The organism is Micrococcales bacterium (assembly GCA_016703125.1).
Taxonomy (GTDB): domain Bacteria; phylum Actinomycetota; class Actinomycetes; order S36-B12; family UBA10799; genus JADKAV01.
Map to the genome: position 1 here is coordinate 351,138 of JADJCR010000004.1, position 16,707 is coordinate 367,844.

Sequence of the window (16,707 nt, forward strand, 5' to 3'; positions counted from 1 at the left end):
GCCAGCTTCCCGATGTTCGGCGCCCGCCGGAGCGCAGCGACTCACGCCCGCGCGGGCCTACCCTCGTCGCATGAGCCGTGAACCCGTCATCCATCGGGTGGATCTGAGTACCGGGTTGCGCACTGCGTACGTGGAACGGGGGGATCGGTCAGGTCCCACGGTCGTGATGCTGCACGCCTGGGTCGAGTCGCTTCGGTGCTTCGACCGCCTCACCGCGATGTTGCCCGACTGGCTGCACGTCCTGGCCATGGACCAGCGGGGGCACGGGCAGGCGGACGCACCCGACGACGGCTACGACGTCGCGACCCTCGCCACGGACGTGGTGGCGTTCATGGACTCGTGCGGCCTGCCGCGTGCGGTCCTCGTGGGCTCCTCCAGCGGCGGCTACGTCGCCCAGCAGGTGGCGGTCCGCAACCCCGAACGTGTCACAGGGCTGGTCCTGCTCGGATCCCCGCTGAGCCTGCACGGGCGGCCGGAGTTCGCTGACACGGTCGACGCCGTGCGCGACCCGATCGACCCGGGCTGGGTCAAGGCGTTCATCGAGGAGTTCCCGCTCTTCCACGAGGTGCCCACCTGGTACCTCGAGGACCGCATCCTGGAGGCCACTCGGGTCCCCGCCCGGGTGTGGCAGAGCGCACTGCGAGGGCTCACTACCTCACCACCACCGCTGGAAACCGGACGGATCTCGGCTCCCACGCTGATCATCCGGGGCGAGCGCGACGAGGTCCTCACGCCAGAGAGCCACGCGGCGATGGCCGACCGTGTCCCCGGCTCGACGTTGCTCACCTACGGCGGAGTCGGTCATCTGGTCCTCTGGGAGGAGCCGGAGCGCATCGCCGCCGACCTGGTCGAGTTCGTCGGACGCCTCTACGGGTGACGTCACCCGTCACCGGCGGCCCACGCCACGGCCTCTGCGACTCTGTCCGCCACGTCCACGCTGGTGGCGGGGAAACCGGCGAGTGCACCTGCCCTCCCGTGGACGAGTGCGGCGCAAGCAGCCAGGCCGGCCATTTCCACCAGATCGGGTTGCCGGCCCACGAAATGCCGGGCCAGCATTGCCCCCAACAGTCCGGACAGAACGTCACCGCTTCCAGCCGTGGCCAGGTCCGGGCTGGCCTCGGTGTTCATGAACACCCGGCCGCCCGGTTCGGCGACGACGGTGACGGCACCCTTGAGCAGGACCACCACCTGCAACTGCCGCGCCGCGGCCTGCACTCCCGCGATGCGGTCGGCGCCGGGGTGGAAACCCAGCCTCGCGAACTCACCCTCATGCGGGGTGATCACGGCATTGCCGGGGCTGATCAGCGCCAGCGCCTCCGCATCCAGCACTGCCGGGCGCCCGGACTCCAGGGCCGTGGCCACGGCTCGGGTCAGCCGGTGCTCGTCAGCCAGCCCGGGACCCACCACGTAGGCATCGGTGCGGCCGTCTGCGGCCACCACGTCGGGGAAGCCCGCCACCTGCGAGCGCACCATCCCCACGCCGGCATGGCGCGCGCCCGCGGTGCACAACTGCCCGGCGCCGGGGTATTTCTCGGAGCCGGCCGCGATGCTCACCACGCCTCGGGTGTACTTGTTGTCGGCAAGCCCCGGCCGTGGGAAATACCGGGCGGCGTCAACCCGCTCGACCACGTGGACCGTGGCGGCCGGCAGAGTCGCGTCGAGCCCGATGTCCACCAGATGCACCCGCCCGCAGACGTCCGGGCGCAGCACCACACCGGGCTTCAACGTGCCGAACGTGATCGTGTGATCGGCCCGCCACACCTCGCCAGGTACGTCGCCGGAGTCTGGCTGCAGGCCGCTGGGCAGGTCCACGGCGATGGTGAGTTCGGCGTCGACCGCGTCGCGGATGGACACCGCCCCTGCTCGCAGCGGGCCGGACCCGCCGATCCCCACGACCGCGTCCAGCACGACGTCGGCACGGCGGGGCGCGCGTACGCGGGCACCCTCCCGGCGAGCCGCCCGCAGGCCCTCGGGATGCAGCGTGTCAGCGGTGGGCAGGATGTCGACAGCCACTCCGCGCCGAGCGAGTTGGGACGCAGCGAACAGGGCATCCCCGCCGTTGTTCCCGGACCCCGCCACGACCGCCAGCCGCAGTCCGCTGACCCCACCGAACGTTTCCCGCATCAGGCGCGCCGTCCGGGCCGCCAGCCCAGTGGCCGCCCGCTGCATGAGGGCCCCGGGCGGCATCGCGGCCATGAGCGCTTCTTCAGCCGCACGGATGGTGGGGACGTCGTGGACGGGCTTCATGGTCCCATCGTGGCGCACCCGCGTACATCGTGCCGCGGTTCGGGCGCGCCCCAGTCCGTGTTGAAGGACCCCCCGGTTCCCCAATCGCAGCAGCCGGGACTTCAGCCCTGGAAGCGGGGGAAGGACTTGCGTCCGCTGTACACCGCTGCGTCGTCGAGTTCCTCCTCGATGCGCAGCAACTGGTTGTACTTGGCCACTCTCTCCGAGCGGGCCGGGGCGCCGGTCTTGATCTGGCCGCAGTCGGTGGCCACAGCGAGATCGGCGATGGTGGTGTCCTCGGTCTCACCCGAGCGATGGCTCATCGTGCAGGTGAACCCGGCGCGGTGGGCCATGGCGACCGCGTCCAGAGTCTCGGTGAGCGACCCGATCTGGTTCACCTTGACCAGCAGGGAGTTGGCGGCCTGCTTTTCGATGCCATCCGCGAGCCGGACCGGGTTGGTCACGAACAGGTCGTCGCCGACGATCTGGACTCGGTCCCCGACCGCGGCGGTGACGTCGATCCAGCCCTGCCAGTCGTCCTCGGCCATGGGGTCCTCGATGCTGACCAGCGGGTAGTCCTCGAGCAGGGATGCGTAGTACGCGGCCATCTCGTCGCTGGAACGCGAGGCGCCCTCGAACTGGTAGGCGCCGTCGGAGAAGAACTCGGTGGAGGCCACATCCAGCGCCAGCGCCACGTCGGAACCGAGCGACAGCCCGGTGGTGGCGACCGCCTCAGCGATGAGATCGAGTGCCTCGCGGTTGTTCGGCAGGTCCGGAGCAAAGCCACCCTCGTCACCGAGTCCCGTGGCCAGCCCGCGCTTCTTCAGCACCGACTTCAGCGCGTGGTAGACCTCGGCTCCCATGCGCAGGGCGGTGCTGAAGTCATCAGCGCCGATCGGGGCGATCATGAACTCCTGGATGTCCACGCCCGTGTCGGCGTGGGCACCGCCGTTGAGGATGTTCATCATCGGCACCGGCAGCACGTGGGCCGACGGCCCGCCGAGGTAGCGGAACAAGGGCAGGTCGGCCGAGTCGGCAGCCGCCCGGGCCACGGCCAGCGACACCCCGAGGATCGCGTTGGCACCCAGCTCGCTCTTGTTGGGCGTCGCGTCAAGGTCGATCATGATCTGGTCGATGAGCCGCTGCTCACTGGCCTCGATGCCCTCGACCTCACCGGCGATCCGGTCCTCGACGGCGGCCACGGCCTCGAGCACGCCCTTGCCGCCGTAGCGCTCCCCGCCGTCCCTGCGCTCGGATGCCTCGAAGGCGCCGGTGCTCGCCCCGCTTGGCACTGCGGCGCGCCCCAGGGACCCATCCTCAAGCGCGACCTCCACCTCGACGGTGGGGTTTCCGCGCGAGTCCAGGATCTCCCGTGCGATGACAGCGACGATCTCAGCCACGATTCCTCCTCAGGTCCGGCTCCTCCTGCAGCCTATCGGGCATGCTCGCCGGGCCGAACCCCGTGCGGTGACGGCCTCAGCGGAATCCGGTCAGCTGCAGCCCCTCGCGTGGTGAGCCGCGCCGGGCGAACCCGTGTGGTGAGAGATCGTTCACCTGGTTGGAGGTTCCACGCGTGGGTTCTCCAACGCCGTGCGCAACCTCCAACCACAGCGCCGGCACCAGCCGCGCTGCGCCAGGCGGTACGCGTCACCCCTGCGCCGGCCCGCCCTCGCGGCGGATCAGTTCCGCGCGCAGGCCGGCCGCAGCCCGCCTGGCGGCGGCATCGGCATCCAGGCCCCGGCTCCTCGCGGCAGCGACGATCTCCAGGATGAGTTCGCCGGCGTCATGCTCGTCGAGCAGGGCGTCCACACGCGGATCGACCGGCGGCACCAGAACCCCACCCTTGTCCGCGCGGTGCAGGAGTTTCTCGATCAGCGGCAGCGCGGGCATGGCCGCGGGCACTCCGTCCGTGACCGAGCTGCGGCCCTTCTCGCGTCGTTTGCGCTCGAACCACGCGGCTTCCACATCGTCGGCGGTCTGTGCGGTCTCATCGCCGAACACATGCGGGTGCCGGGCGACGAGTTTGTCCGCGATCCCGCCGGCAACGTCGTCGATGTCGAAAGCCTCCTCACCCTCCTGCCCGATGCGGGCGTGGAACACCACCTGCAGCAGGAGGTCGCCGAGTTCTTCGATCAACGCGTCGCGGTCGCCGGCGTCGATGGCATCGACGGTCTCGTAGGTCTCCTCGACGAGGTACTGCACGAGACTCTCGTGGGTCTGCTCGGCATCCCACGGACAGCCGCCGGGGGACCGCAGCCGGTCCATGACCGCTACGAGGTCCAGGAGGCGCTGCCCCCGGCTCACTGCTGCGGTGGGACGTCGGTCAAGGCGGTGGTGGCATCAGCCGGAACCGACAGGTCCTCCGGCAGTGCCCCGACAGCCAGTTGCTCAGCGTCCCAGGTCCCGAACCGCGGGCTCACCTTCGGATCGAGCTCGTCGCTGAGTTGCTGCACCTGGGTCAGCAGGCCGGTCTGGCCCGTTGGGTCGTCGCCGGTGATCGTGCCCTTGGTCATCGCTTCGATGAGCAACGTGGTCCGGATGACATCGGGGATCATCTCGGGCACCACCCCTGCCTGCAGAGCGCCCTCCTCCAGCGCCTGCTGACCCCCGGCGTTCTGCACCTCGTCGGCGATCGCGGAGTCGATCTCACCCCTTGGTCACGCCGATGCCTTTGCGCGCCGCGAGTTCGTCGACGAGTTCGGTCACGATCCAGCGGGAGAGGACGGCTTGGGAGACCTGCGCGCTGTCCGGGATGCCGAGCCCCTCAGTCAGTTGCGAGGTCGTCTCGGCCAGTTCGGAATCCGTCAGCCGCTGCTCACCGACCACCGCCGCGGACCCCGACAATGTCGGCCCGCAGGCGGACAGGGCGATCCCGGCCGCCACGACCACCGGCATCCAGCGCTTCATCGAGCCTCCCGAAGTCATCGCCCTCAGATTACGCGCCCGCGAGCCGCACACGCCGCACTGGTGGCATCACGACGGCAGGCGATCCAGCACCACGGACTCCAGCACCTCGCGGCACCACTGCAGCAGGGCGTGGTCGGTCAGCGGTGGCGAGCCCAGACCCCCGGCCAGGGGTCGCGGCACGAGCATCGTGCCCGACGCGGCCTTGAAGATGCTGGCCGGGTACAACCGGGACAGGCGCAGCGTCCGGCTCTCCGGCAGGTGCACCGGCGCGAAGCGCACATTGCGCCCGGCCATCACGATGTCGGCGACCCCGGCATCACGGGCGAGCAGGCGCAGGCGGGCCACGTCCACGAGGACCTTGACCGGCTCGGGCAGCGGCCCGTACCGGTCGGTCATCTCCGCGACGAACTCGTCCACGGCGTCATCGCTGCCGGCCTCCGCCAGCGTGGTGTACGCCATCAGCCGCAGCCGTTCGTCCGGAACGTAGTCGTGCGGCAGGTGGGCGTTGACCGGCAATTCAATGCGCACCTCCGGCAGTTCCTCGTCGCGCTCGCCGCGCACCGTGGCCAGCGCCTCCCCGACCATGCGCACGTACAGGTCGAATCCGATGTTCGCGATGTGCCCGGACTGCTCCCCGCCCAGCAGGTTGCCCGCGCCGCGGATCTCGAGGTCCTTCATCGCCACCGCCATGCCCGATCCGAGGTCGGTGTGCGCGGCGATGGTCGCCAGCCGGTCGTGCGCGGTCTGGGTCAGCGGTTTCTCCGGCGGGTAGAGGAAGTAGGAATACGCGCGCTCCCGGCCGCGGCCCACCCGGCCCCGCAACTGGTGAAGCTGCGACAGCCCGAAGCCGTCGGCGCGGTCCACGATCAGCGTGTTGGCGTTGGGAATGTCCATGCCCGACTCGACGATCGTGGTGCACACGAGCACGTCGATGCGGCCCTCCCAGAAGTCCACCACCGTCTGTTCCAGCGCCGCCTCGGGCATCTGGCCATGGGCGAACGCGATCCGGGCCTCGGGGACCAGTTCGGAGATCCGGGAGGTGACCCGCCCGATGGACTCCACACGGTTGTGGATGAAGAACACCTGGCCGTCGCGCAGCAGTTCCCGCCGGATGGCGGCGACGATTTGCTTGTCGTTGTAGGGACCCACGAACGTCAGCACCGGCAACCGGTCCTCCGGCGGGGTCTGGATCGTGGAGATCTCGCGGATGCCGGTCACCGCCATCTCCAAGGTGCGCGGGATGGGGGTGGCGGACATGCTCAGCACGTCCACGGTGGTGCGCAAGGCTTTGATGTGTTCCTTGTGCTCGACGCCGAACCGTTGTTCCTCGTCGACGATGAGCAGGCCCAGTTTAGGGATGCGGGTCTTGGGGCTCAGCAGCCGGTGAGTGGCGATCACCACGTCGACCGAGCCGTCGGCCAGGCCCGCCAGGATGCGCTCGGCCTCGGCGTCGGACTGGAAGCGGGACAATGCCTCCACTCGCACCGGGAAGGCGGCGAACCGCTCGCTGAACGTCTTGTGGTGCTGCTTGACGAGCAGCGTGGTGGGCACCAGGACAGCGACCTGCTGGCCGTCCTGGACCGCCTTGAACGCCGCACGCACCGCGATCTCGGTCTTGCCGAAACCCACGTCGCCGCACACGAGCCGGTCCATCGGCACCGGCTTCATCATGTCGGCCTTGACCTCGTCGATCGTCACGAGCTGGTCGGGCGTCTCCTGGTAAGGGAACGCGTCCTCGAGTTCACGCTGCCAGGGGGTGTCCGGACCGAACTCGTGGCCCCTGGTGGCCTGCCGTGCGGCATAGAGCTTGACCAGTTGCGCGGCGATCTCGCGCATCGCGCGCTTGGCCTTGGACTTTGCCTTCTGCCAATCCGCGCCACCCAGCCTGTGCACGGCCGGAGCCTCCCCCCCGACGTACCGGGTCACCTGGTCGAGTTGGTCGGTCGGGACGTACAGCCGGTCCGGCGGTTGCCCGCGCTTGCCGGCGTACTCCAGCACGAGGTACTCGCGCACCGAACCCGCCACCGCGCGCTGCGTCATTTCCACATATCGACCCACGCCGTGCTGGTTGTGGACCACGAAGTCGCCGGGCTTGAGCGTCAGCGGATCGAGGGCCTTGCGACGCTTGGCCGGCATCTTCGTGACGGCCGTGCTGACGCTTCCGGTGAGGTCGCGCTCGGTGATCAGCGCCACCCCGTCGGTGGTGAATCCGTAGGTCAGACGGGCCTTGACGATGTGGACGATGGGGTCGAGCGGGGAGTCCCCGAAGAGCCGTGCCGGGACATCCAGGGCGGCCAGTTGTTCGGCCAGCCGCTGGGCCGGGCCGGCCGCACCCATGGCCACCACCACGGGCACGCCGGTGGCGATCGCCGCCCGGGCATCGGTGGCCAGCGCGGCCACGTCCCCCCGGTAGGCCGGCGCGGGCTTCAGGCCGGGCATGACCGTGCCGAGGGTGCTGATGTCGCTGACGGGGAGTTCGCGGGCGGCAGCCTGTGCGGCCAGTTCGTCGGGGCTGCGGTACGCGGCGCGGCTGAGGTCCAGCGGCACCGTGTTGCCCACGGCGGCGTTGTGCCAGCCGGCTTGCAGGAACTCCTCGGACGTCCGCACGAGATCGACGGCGCGGGTGGCGATCCGCTCCCGGCCGATCATGACGATGGGGGTGTGCGCGGCCACCAGGTCCAGCAGCGTGATCATCCGGTCGGCGAGCACCGGCGCCAGCGACTCCATCCCCTCCACCGGTGTGCCCGCGGCGAGATCTGACAGCACATCGGCGATGTGCGGGTACTTGCTGGCCAACTCCCGCGCACGTTGCCGGACCTGCTGCGTGAGCAGCAACTCCCGGCAGACGGGGATCTCCAACGGCGCGTCCAGCACGGCGACGGTGCGCTGGTCGGAGACGGCGAATGAACGCATCTGGTCCACCTCGTCGCCGAAGAACTCGATGCGTGTCGGGTGCTCCTGGGTAGGGACGAAGATGTCGAGCAGGCCGCCGCGCACCGCGAACTGACCACGGCGTTCGACCATGGGCACCCGCTCGTACCCTGCCCGCACCAACGACTCGATGAGATGCTCGAAGCCGGGCTCGACCCCACTGGCCAGGACCAGGGGCTGCTCCTCGGCCAGTTCCGCGGCGAAGGGCTGCATCAGCGCCCGGATCGGGACGACCAGCACGTCGGGCAGATGCCCGGTAGCGATGCGGCCGATCACCGCCATGCGCTGGCCGACGGTGTCCGCCGTCGGACTCAGGCGTTCATGGGGCAGAGTCTCCCAGGCCGGGAAGACGGCGGCGTCCCTGACCGAGATCGCAGCGCGTCACGCACGTCTTCGGCCTGCCGCCCGGTGGCGGTCACGGCGAGCACCGGCCGGTCCACTCCTGCCAGCAGGAACGGTTCGGCGCCTGCGGTGACCCCGACCGTGGTGCCACCGGTGGCGACGGACGCACGCCAATCGGCGACGTCGGGGAGGGCGCCGATCACCGAAACGACGTCGCCGAGGATCACCTCACCAATCTACGTGGCGGTCCGACCGTCCCCGCGCTGGCGTTTGTCACACGCGCCCGGTGGGCCGGATGTACCCGATGACCTCCGGTCGCGCGATCACGATGTCGTCGACCCACGGCGGGCGCTTGTTGAACTCGATCGTCCGGCCGTCGAGATGGGTGCCGACCATGCCGTGATCCACCGCCACGGCCAGTGGAGCTGCGGCGTCCCACTCCCAGAAGCCGCCCTCGTTGACGTAGGCGTCCACCCTGCCGGCCAGGATCTCCCCGACCTTGGCGCCGGCCGACCCCACGTACACGAACTCCACACCGTGCGCGGTCACCCCATCGGCCGCCAGGCGGGCGGCGATCTCGTCCGTGCGGGCGACGAAGTTCTCCGGGGGGCGCGAACGCGACACCACGACCCGCAACGGCCGCTCGGACAGCGGCACGATCTGAGCAGCCACCGGGGCGCCGGTGACGTACACCTGCTCCTGGGCTGGAAGGCTGAACGCCGCAGCGATGAAGCCGCTACCCGGCACGCCTCGCTGCCACAATGAGATCTGGACGGCCCAGTCACTGCGTCCCTGGCTGAACTCGCTGGTCCCGTCCAGCGGATCGATGATCCACAGCCGGTCGGCCCGGTCACGCTCGTGGGAGTCCTTGGCCTCCTCCGACAACACCGCATCCCCGGGACGTTCCCGGCCGAGTTGCTCGGCCAGGAAGGCCTGCGAGACCGCGTCGCCGGTGTCCTTGAGTTGCTTGCGGCGGGACTTGTCCGCCGGCTCGACCGGGCCGAAGTCGTTGCGCACGTCCACCAGCAGACGACCGGCTGCCAGCGTGAGTTCCTTGGCCAGCGCGGCGTCGTCGGACAGGTTCGTCATGTGTTCCACCTAACGGTTGTAGCGGGACTGGGTGGCCTCCAGGCCGTTGCCCAGCAAGTACTCGGTGGCGTCGGCGGCCTCCGCGACCATCACAGCCACCTCGGGTCGCTCCGCGGCGCGGAAGTCCGACAGCAGGTAGTCCGCAGGCTCCTGGCGACCCTGGGGGCGGCCCACACCGCAGCGCACCCGGAAGAAGTCCCCGTGCCCCAGGGACTTGCGCAGGCTGCGCAGGCCGTTGTGCCCGTTGTCGCCGCCACCGAACTTGATGCGCAACGCGCCGAGCGGGATGTCCAGCTCGTCGTGGACCACGACCAGGTTCTCGGTCTTCGTGAAGTCCAGGGCGGCCTTGACCGGGCCGCCGCTCTCGTTCATGAAGCTGCGGGCCTTGAGCAGGACCAAGCGGCAGTGCGCGGGGGTCCCGACGAAGGCGTGCGCTTGCGCGGCATCTGCGTGCGCCCTGCGGTGGCGGGCGAACTGCACACCGAGCCGGGCGGCCAACTCCTCTACGACGAGGTAACCCACGTTGTGCCGCGTTCGGGCGTACTCCGGCCCCGGGTTTCCGAGGCCGGCCACGACCCAGGTGTCGGTCACTCCTCGGCGGTGTCTTCGCCGGGTCCGGCGGCGCCCTCTTCGGCCTCCGCAGCCTCGGCGGCATCAGCAGCGGCTGCAGCAGCCGCAGCGGATTCGGCCTGGGCCTTCATCTCGGCCTCGAGACGCTCCACCGCTGCCTCGATCACACTGTCGGCGTCGGCACCCTCCGCGATCATCTCGCTGACGATGTTCGCCAGGGCGATCGGGTCGAGCTCCTTCTCCGCAGCGACCTCTTCGGCCTTGGCGACCGCCTCGGCCTCCAGCTGCCGGGCCCTGAGTTGCGCGCGGTCGAGTGCTACGAGGTCGATGTGCTTGAGGAAGCCCTTGACGGGGTCGCGCTGGACATCGCGCGGGGCGGTGGGGACGACGTCGGAGTCGAGGTCGATCTCGAGGGTGACCTTGGGCTGCTTCAACGCCTGGGTGAGGTCGTGGTCGTCGAGGCTGAGGTGGCGCGGCGCGCCCCCGTCGCCGTAGAGGACCGCGGGCACCCGGCCCTCGCGGCGCAGGCGGCGCGAGGCGCCCTTGCCGAACTCGGTGCGTGCTTGTGCGGTCAGTCGTACTTCGGCCATGTCATCTCCCGGTCTTCGCCAACGTGCAGACCACCGGGAGGGCTCGTCGATCACGGGGCCGATGGGCCACCCTCGCCGGGCGTCCTCACCAGTGTACGTGCTCAGAGCGGCGTCACCACAAGTGGGCGGCGAGCGGCCTCGAACGCCGGGAAGCGCCCACTTGTGGTCTCACAGAATCGGACATAGCGCCCTCAAACGCCCATACTGCCCGCCACAACTGGGCGCGAACCGGACTCGTTCGCCCACTTGTGGTGAGGCAGTCGTCAGCTCTGGAAGAGGCTGGTCACCGAGCCGTCCTTGAACACCTCGTTGATGGCTCGCCCGATCATCGGCGCGATGGGCAGGACCGTGAGTTTGTCGAACCGGCGCTCGCTGGGGATGGGCAGGGTGTCTGTGACGATGACCTCGGATATCCGCGAGTTCTTCAGGCGTTCGGTGGCCGGATCACTGAGCACACCGTGCGTGGCCGTCACGACGACTTCCGCGGCCCCCTGCTCGAAGAGGGTCTCGGCTGCCTTGGTGATGGTGCCGCCGGTGTCGATCATGTCGTCGACGACCACGCAGACGCGGTCCCTCACGTCGCCGACCACCTCGAGCACGGACACCTGGTTCGGCACGTTCGGGTCGCGCCGCTTGTGGATGATGGCAAGCGGCGAGCCCAGCACGTCGGTCCAGCGCTCAGCCACTCGCACCCTGCCGGCGTCCGGCGAGACGATGGTGAGCCGCTCGCGCTCCACGTTCTTGCCCACGTACTCGGAGAGGATCGGCAGGGCGAACAGGTGATCCACGGGTCCGTCGAAGAACCCCTGGATCTGGGAGGTGTGCAGGTCCACGGCCATCAGCCGGTCGGCCCCGGCGGTGGCGAACAGGTTGGCCATCAGCCGCGCGGTGATCGGCTCCCGGCCGTTGTGCTTCTTGTCCTGCCGGGCGTAGCCGTAGAACGGCGTGACGACGGTGATGCGCTTGGCAGAGGCCCGCTTGAGCGCGTCGACCATGATCAACTGCTCCATGATCGACTTGTTCAGCGGATCGGCGTGCGACTGCACCACGAAGGCGTCGCTGCCGCGCACACTCTCCTCGAACCGCACGAAGATCTCGCCATTGGCGAAGTCGTACAGTCGCGTCCGAGACACCTCGATGCCGAGCTCGAGGGCAATCTGGTCGGTCAGCTCGGGGTGCGACCGCCCCGAGAAGAGCATCAGTTTCTTCTGGGACGGCGTGACGAGCTCAGACACTGGTGGCGACCCCTCGGGCATGTCCAACGCGGATGGCCTCAGCGTAACCACCGACACCTGCGGGCATGCGGCAAAGGTAGGGATTAGCCGGGTGAATCGTGACCTTGCGCCTGTTCGGCGGCCTCGGCGGACGCCGTGCCCCGGCGCTTGGCGACCACCCAGCCGACGATGTTGCGCTGCCGGGACCGCCCCAGCGCCAGGTCCCCTGGACCGACGTCCTCGGTGATCACGGAGCCGGCGGCGGTGTACGCACCGTCACCGATCGTCACCGGCGCCACGAGCATGCTGTCCGAGCCGATGCGCACGTGTTTGCCCACGACCGTGCGGTGCTTGGCGACCCCGTCGTAGTTGACGAAGACCGTGGCCGCCCCGATGTTGGTGCCCTCGCCGATCTCGGCATCGCCCACGTACGACAGGTGCGGCACCTTGGCGGACGCCCCGACCCGGGTGTTCTTGATCTCCACGAAGGCACCGGCTTTGGCGCTTGCGAGCAGGTGGGTGCCGGGGCGTAGGTAGGTGTAGGGCCCGACGTTGGCCCGGGGCCCGACCCGGGCCCCAAGGACATGCGACTTCAGGACGGTGGCCCCGGCCTCGACTGTGGCGTCGATCAAGGTCGTGTCCGGACCGATCACCGCGCCGGCCGCCACCCGGGTGGCTCCGGAGAGGTGAGTGTTGCGGCGCAGCACCACATCGGCCTCGAGCTGCACGTCCGCCTCGATCCAGGTGGTGGCCGGATCCTCGATCGTCACGCCCTCGCGCATCCAGCGTTCGGCGACCCGCTGCCGGAGCACCGCCCCGGCGGCCGCAAGTTGTACCCGGTCGTTGATGCCGTGGATCTCGTCGGGGTCCTTCGTCACGTGGGCTGCCACCGGGTGACCCTGCTCGACGAGCCAGCCGATGACGTCGGTCAGGTACTCCTCGCCCTGTGCGTTGTGGCTGGTCAGCCGGTCCAGCCCCGTCCGCAGGGCACCGGCGTCGAAAATGTATAGACCGCTGTTGATCTCGTCGATCGCTCGCTCGGCATCCGTGGCGTCCTTGTGCTCCACGATGCGCCGGACCCCGATGTCGTCGCGCACGATGCGCCCGTACCCGGTGGGGTCTGGCATCCGCGCGGTCAGGACGGTGGCAGCAGCGCCCGACGCGGCATGCCTGGTCACGAGGTCGGCGAGGGTACTGCCCATGAGCAGGGGCGTGTCCCCGGCCAGCACCACAATGGTGCTGGCGTCGGGCCGGACCTGGGGCATGGCCTGCCGCACCGCATCCCCGGTGCCCCGCATCGCCTCCTGGACCGCCGTCCGGGCGCCGGGTGCCACCGTGTGCAGGTACGCGGCGACCTTGTCCCGCTGGTGGCCGACGACGACCACGACATCCTCGATGCCGGCGTCGCGCAGCGCGCGCAGGACATGTCCCAGCAGGGGCTCGCCGGACACCTCGTGCAACACCTTCGCGGTGTCCGATTTCATACGCGTGCCCAGACCTGCAGCGAGCACGATCGCGACTGGTTGATCCACGCCGCGAGTCTAATGGGGTGGGCCTGCGGCCGGGCCGTCGTCACCCCGCGCTGGAGCCGATCAGGACCTGGACACCTCGCCGACCTCGAAGCGCACCATGTTCCCGCCCGCCCGCTTCGCCTCGTACATGGCATGGTCGGCGCGCGCGATGGCGTCATCGGGGGTCTCGCCCGGTTCCAGTAACGTCACACCGACACTCAGGCTCGGAGTGATGGTGATCCCCTCGAAGTCCAACGGCCGATGGGCATACGCGAGCATGTCCTCGAGGACGACGAGTCCCTGCTTCGGCTGCCGGAGTCCGGTGAGGATCATGATCATTTCGTCGCCCCCGACGCGAGCCACGCAGTCATCGGCGCGCAGCCGCTCACGGATACGGGCCGACACCACCTGGAGCAGCTCGTCACCTGCCAGGTGCCCGTGGGAGTCGTTGATCGTCTTCAGCGCGTCGACGTCGGCGAACGCCAGCATGTTGAGCGTTCCGGCGCGGGGAGGGTGGCCCAGCACGGCGGCGAGTTGACGGTACCCCGCATCCCGGCTCAGCAGGCCCGTCAAAGGATCCCTGGTGGCGCGGCGCTCCAACTCCTCGCGTTCGGCGACCTGGGCGGTGATGTCGCGCAGGCGGGCGACCCTGCCGATGCGCCGGCCCGCTTCGTCGTGCAGCGGCGTGCTGGCCAGGTCCACCCACACCGTCGAACCGTCCGGGCGCATGAGCGGCAGTTCGAAATGACCCTCCTCGTCGCTGCGGGCGAGCCGTGTCATCTCCGCGAGCACGTTCTGCCGATGCGACGGTGCCACGATGTCCAGGAGGTCGCCCCCAGCAGGTCGTGGGGTGGGCGCCCCAGCAGTTCCAGGCAGTTCGGCGACACCCACGTCACGCGTCCCTTGTCGTCGTACTGGGCCAACACGTCGGCACTGTGCTCGGCCAACTTCTGGAAACGTTCGGCGGTCTCTCGCACCATGTCCTCGCGGCGTCGCGCTTCGGTCACGTCCAGGATCTGCGAGATGAAATGCAGCACCCGCCCTTGCGTGTCGCGCACGGCGGCCACCGACAGATCCCCCCACACGATCTGCCCGTCCGGGCGCACATACCGCTTCACCAGCCGAAACGAGTCACGTCTCCCGTCGAGGAGTTCCTGCACCATCCGCCCATCCACGCCGACATCATCAGGGTGGGTCAGCGCCTGCCAGGTACTCGACAGCAATTCCTCCTCGTTGCGCTCGAGTACGTAACACAGTGCCGGGTTCACGCGCAGGAAACGCCCGTCGCGGCCCACCAAGGCCTGGCCGATGGGCGCGTTGTCCATCGTGGCTCGGAACAGGGCCTCGCTTCTTGCCAGCGCCTCCCGGTCGGCGTGAGCCGCCGAGACGTCCCGGACCCGCGCCACCCAGTGGCTGATCCCACCGTCCTCATTGCGCACGACCCTCACCGCCACCTCGGTCCAGGCGGTGCGTCCGTCTGCGCGAACGGCCGCGATCTCGGCCACTTGGTCGCCACTTCCCTTGGCGTCTGCGATCAGTTGCAGGAAGCGAGGCCGATGATCGGGGTGCACCAACTGGCCGATCCGCATCCCCACCATCTCCGCGGGTTCGTAACCGTAGATCTCCAGGACTGCCGGCGAGGCCCACTCGATGTCGCCCGATGGATGGATCTGGAACACGACATCGCCGCTGGTCTCGGCGATGAGACGGTAGGCGTCGTGCTCGCGCCGCCGGTCCTCCAGAGTGACCGCCGCCCGCAGGACGGAGGCGATGAACGCGCCGAGTCTGGTGGCGGCTGCCACGTCGGCCTCCCCGAAGGCATCCTCCTGCCGCGACGCCACGCTGAGCACCCCGGCGACCTCGTCCCCGCTGAACAGAGGCACCACGACCAGCGAACGGACCCCCGTGCGTCGCACGTAGGGGGAGAAGGCCCGGTCGTCGTCGGCCGCGTCCGGACTGATCAGAACCTCGCGACGATCGACCGCCTGCCCCGCCAGACTGCCGTGGCGGGGCAGTTGCACTTCCTCCGTGCCCTCCAGGATGCCGGCCGAGTGTGCGTGGTCGAACGCGTCGTCACGCAGCAGGCTCACCAGCGCCCCGGTGCCGTTGGTGATCTCGCACGCAGCGGCCACGATCCTGCGCATCACGTCGTGAACCGACAGCTTCTCGGTGATCATGGCGTGCTGCACGTCGATGATCGTGCGCAATGCCGCGATCTCTCCCCGGGCCGACACGCTTCCAGAGTAGGAGACTCGAACACGCCGACGCCGGACACGAAAGAGGGACGCCCGCGTCCCGATGGCTCCCCGCCCAGGACTCGAACCTGGAACGACTGGACCAAAACCAGTTGTGTTGCCGATTACACCAACGGGGAATGTGCTCCCAGGCTATCGCGGTGTTCAGTTGATGACGGCCACCGTGTGCGCACCGGAGACCGGGCCGGTGGTGATGCGGGCGCTGCGGCAGAGTCCCGTGGTCGACAAGCCCACGGCCAGTTCCAGGCCGTGCTCCGCATCGCGGGCGAGGAAGACACAGGTGGGTCCACTGCCGCTCACCATCGCGCCGAGCGCGCCGTAGTCCAGGCCAGCTTCCAGTAAGAGGTCGAGTTCCGGGCGCATGGCGATGGCGGCGGCCTGCAGGTCGTTGTGCAGGTGCTGTCCGAGGCCCACCTGATCGCCGGAACGCACCGCGGCCAGCAACTCACGCGGGACGCCCGGGGCCGGGACCTCGCGCCCGGCGCTGAGCCGGTCGAACGTGGCGTACACCTGCGGCGTCGACAAGGTGGCGAACGAGGTCGCGACGACCCAGGTGAACTCCCCGGTGGCCAGGACCGGGGTGAGCAACTCCCCGCGCGAGGCACCCAGTGCGGTTCCGCCCTGCAGGCTGAAAGGCACGTCCGAACCCAGGTCAGCGGCGATCTCGGCCAGTGCGGACATCGAACAGCCCAGACCCCACAGCACGTTGCACGCCACGAGGGCGGCGGCTGCGTCCGCGGAGCCCCCGGCCATGCCGCCAGCCACCGGTATCGACTTCGTCATCACCAGCCGGGCACCGGACTTCACCTTGTGGCGCTTCTTGAGGGCCCGGGCCGCCCGGACGGCAAGGTTGTCCGAGGCGCGGCCCGGCACCTGTTCCCCGTCGGGATCCATCTCCAGGCTGATCCCGGACTCCTGCGGCAAGGCGGTGAGTTCGTCCGCGAGGTCGAGGGCCTGGAAGACGGTGGCCAGCTCGTGGTAACCGTCCTCACGCAGCGGCCCCACCCCCAGGTAGAGGTTGATCTTGGCTGGGGCTTCCACCGAGACGGCTTTCGGAAGCGGCACCTCTCCA

General features: G+C 69.5%; 14 protein-coding genes, 1 tRNA gene and 1 pseudogene. 1 reads left to right on the forward strand and 15 read right to left on the reverse strand.

The genetic code is table 11. The annotated features are described in order from the left end of the window. The first annotated feature begins 70 nt into the window (after positions 1-70). Entirely contained in the window at positions 71-877 is an 807-nt protein-coding gene (locus tag IPG68_08555; GenBank protein ID MBK6763312.1) for an alpha/beta hydrolase, read from the forward strand. Between the two features lie 2 nt (positions 878-879). On the opposite strand, the gene IPG68_08560 is transcribed toward IPG68_08555, so the two are convergent. From IPG68_08560 to IPG68_08630, 15 genes and pseudogenes are all read right to left on the reverse strand, one after another. Next, positions 880-2,247 carry an NAD(P)H-hydrate epimerase gene (locus tag IPG68_08560; GenBank protein ID MBK6763313.1) on the reverse strand — a complete coding sequence of 456 codons (1,368 nt, stop codon included), beginning with the start codon at positions 2,245-2,247 and terminating at the stop codon, positions 880-882. A 101-nt stretch (positions 2,248-2,348) separates the two neighbouring features. Continuing rightward, positions 2,349-3,626, reverse strand: a complete 1,278-nt coding sequence (eno, locus tag IPG68_08565; GenBank protein MBK6763314.1) for a phosphopyruvate hydratase — start codon at positions 3,624-3,626, stop codon at positions 2,349-2,351. 247 nt (positions 3,627-3,873) lie between these two features. Further along, positions 3,874-4,491 (reverse strand): MazG family protein, encoded by a 618-nt coding sequence (locus IPG68_08570; protein MBK6763315.1) that lies wholly within the window; start codon positions 4,489-4,491, stop codon positions 3,874-3,876. A gap of 35 nt (positions 4,492-4,526) precedes the next feature. After that, positions 4,527-4,847, reverse strand: coding sequence for a hypothetical protein (locus IPG68_08575; GenBank protein MBK6763316.1), 321 nt, complete (start codon positions 4,845-4,847; stop codon positions 4,527-4,529). A 25-nt stretch (positions 4,848-4,872) separates the two neighbouring features. Further along, positions 4,873-5,133, reverse strand: coding sequence for a hypothetical protein (locus IPG68_08580; protein MBK6763317.1), 261 nt, complete (start codon positions 5,131-5,133; stop codon positions 4,873-4,875). 66 nt (positions 5,134-5,199) lie between these two features. Continuing rightward, positions 5,200-8,642, reverse strand: a pseudogene (mfd, locus tag IPG68_08585) (transcription-repair coupling factor). A gap of 37 nt (positions 8,643-8,679) precedes the next feature. Further along, complete coding sequence (locus IPG68_08590; GenBank protein ID MBK6763318.1) at positions 8,680-9,495, reverse strand: 3'(2'),5'-bisphosphate nucleotidase CysQ; 816 nt, start codon at positions 9,493-9,495, stop codon at positions 8,680-8,682. Positions 9,496-9,504: 9 nt separating this feature from the next. Next, positions 9,505-10,086, reverse strand: a complete 582-nt coding sequence (locus IPG68_08595) for an aminoacyl-tRNA hydrolase (GenBank protein ID MBK6763319.1) — start codon at positions 10,084-10,086, stop codon at positions 9,505-9,507. Beyond that, on the reverse strand, positions 10,083-10,655 hold the full coding sequence (locus tag IPG68_08600; protein ID MBK6763320.1) for a 50S ribosomal protein L25: 573 nt from the start codon (positions 10,653-10,655) through the stop codon (positions 10,083-10,085). The genes IPG68_08595 and IPG68_08600 overlap by 4 nt, the downstream gene beginning before the upstream one ends. A gap of 263 nt (positions 10,656-10,918) precedes the next feature. Continuing rightward, the gene (locus tag IPG68_08605; protein MBK6763321.1) at positions 10,919-11,911 is read right to left on the reverse strand and encodes a ribose-phosphate diphosphokinase; all 993 of its coding nucleotides are present in this window, start codon (positions 11,909-11,911) and stop codon (positions 10,919-10,921) included. A 62-nt stretch (positions 11,912-11,973) separates the two neighbouring features. After that, positions 11,974-13,353: a bifunctional UDP-N-acetylglucosamine diphosphorylase/glucosamine-1-phosphate N-acetyltransferase GlmU gene (gene glmU / locus IPG68_08610; protein MBK6763322.1), complete on the reverse strand. Its 1,380-nt coding sequence runs from the start codon at positions 13,351-13,353 to the stop codon at positions 11,974-11,976. 108 nt (positions 13,354-13,461) lie between these two features. Next, the gene (locus IPG68_08615) at positions 13,462-14,160 is read right to left on the reverse strand and encodes a sensor domain-containing diguanylate cyclase (protein MBK6763323.1); all 699 of its coding nucleotides are present in this window, start codon (positions 14,158-14,160) and stop codon (positions 13,462-13,464) included. Further along, a complete protein-coding gene (locus tag IPG68_08620) occupies positions 14,157-15,614 on the reverse strand; it encodes a PAS domain S-box protein (protein ID MBK6763324.1) in 1,458 nt (485 codons plus the stop codon). Before IPG68_08620 ends, IPG68_08615 begins: the two co-directional genes overlap by 4 nt. A gap of 65 nt (positions 15,615-15,679) precedes the next feature. Beyond that, positions 15,680-15,754, reverse strand: a tRNA-Gln gene (locus IPG68_08625). Between the two features lie 25 nt (positions 15,755-15,779). After that, positions 15,780-16,700 carry a 4-(cytidine 5'-diphospho)-2-C-methyl-D-erythritol kinase gene (locus IPG68_08630; GenBank protein ID MBK6763325.1) on the reverse strand — a complete coding sequence of 307 codons (921 nt, stop codon included), beginning with the start codon at positions 16,698-16,700 and terminating at the stop codon, positions 15,780-15,782. Between the last annotated feature and the right edge of the window lie 7 nt (positions 16,701-16,707).

Excerpts from the sequence above, each read along its gene's own strand:
- IPG68_08570 (MBK6763315.1), bottom strand. The coding sequence starts at position 4,491 with ATGGACCGGCTGCGGTCCCCCGGCGGCTGTCCGTGGGATGCCGAGCAG.
- IPG68_08560 (MBK6763313.1), bottom strand. The coding sequence starts at position 2,247 with ATGAAGCCCGTCCACGACGTCCCCACCATCCGTGCGGCTGAAGAAGCG.
- IPG68_08555 (MBK6763312.1), top strand. The coding sequence starts at position 71 with ATGAGCCGTGAACCCGTCATCCATCGGGTGGATCTGAGTACCGGGTTG.
- IPG68_08600 (MBK6763320.1), bottom strand. The coding sequence starts at position 10,655 with ATGGCCGAAGTACGACTGACCGCACAAGCACGCACCGAGTTCGGCAAG.
- IPG68_08615 (MBK6763323.1), bottom strand. The coding sequence starts at position 14,160 with ATGACACGGCTCGCCCGCAGCGACGAGGAGGGTCATTTCGAACTGCCG.
- IPG68_08605 (MBK6763321.1), bottom strand. The coding sequence starts at position 11,911 with ATGCCCGAGGGGTCGCCACCAGTGTCTGAGCTCGTCACGCCGTCCCAG.
- glmU (MBK6763322.1), bottom strand. The coding sequence starts at position 13,353 with ATGAAATCGGACACCGCGAAGGTGTTGCACGAGGTGTCCGGCGAGCCC.
- IPG68_08580 (MBK6763317.1), bottom strand. The coding sequence starts at position 5,133 with ATGAAGCGCTGGATGCCGGTGGTCGTGGCGGCCGGGATCGCCCTGTCC.
- IPG68_08590 (MBK6763318.1), bottom strand. The coding sequence starts at position 9,495 with ATGACGAACCTGTCCGACGACGCCGCGCTGGCCAAGGAACTCACGCTG.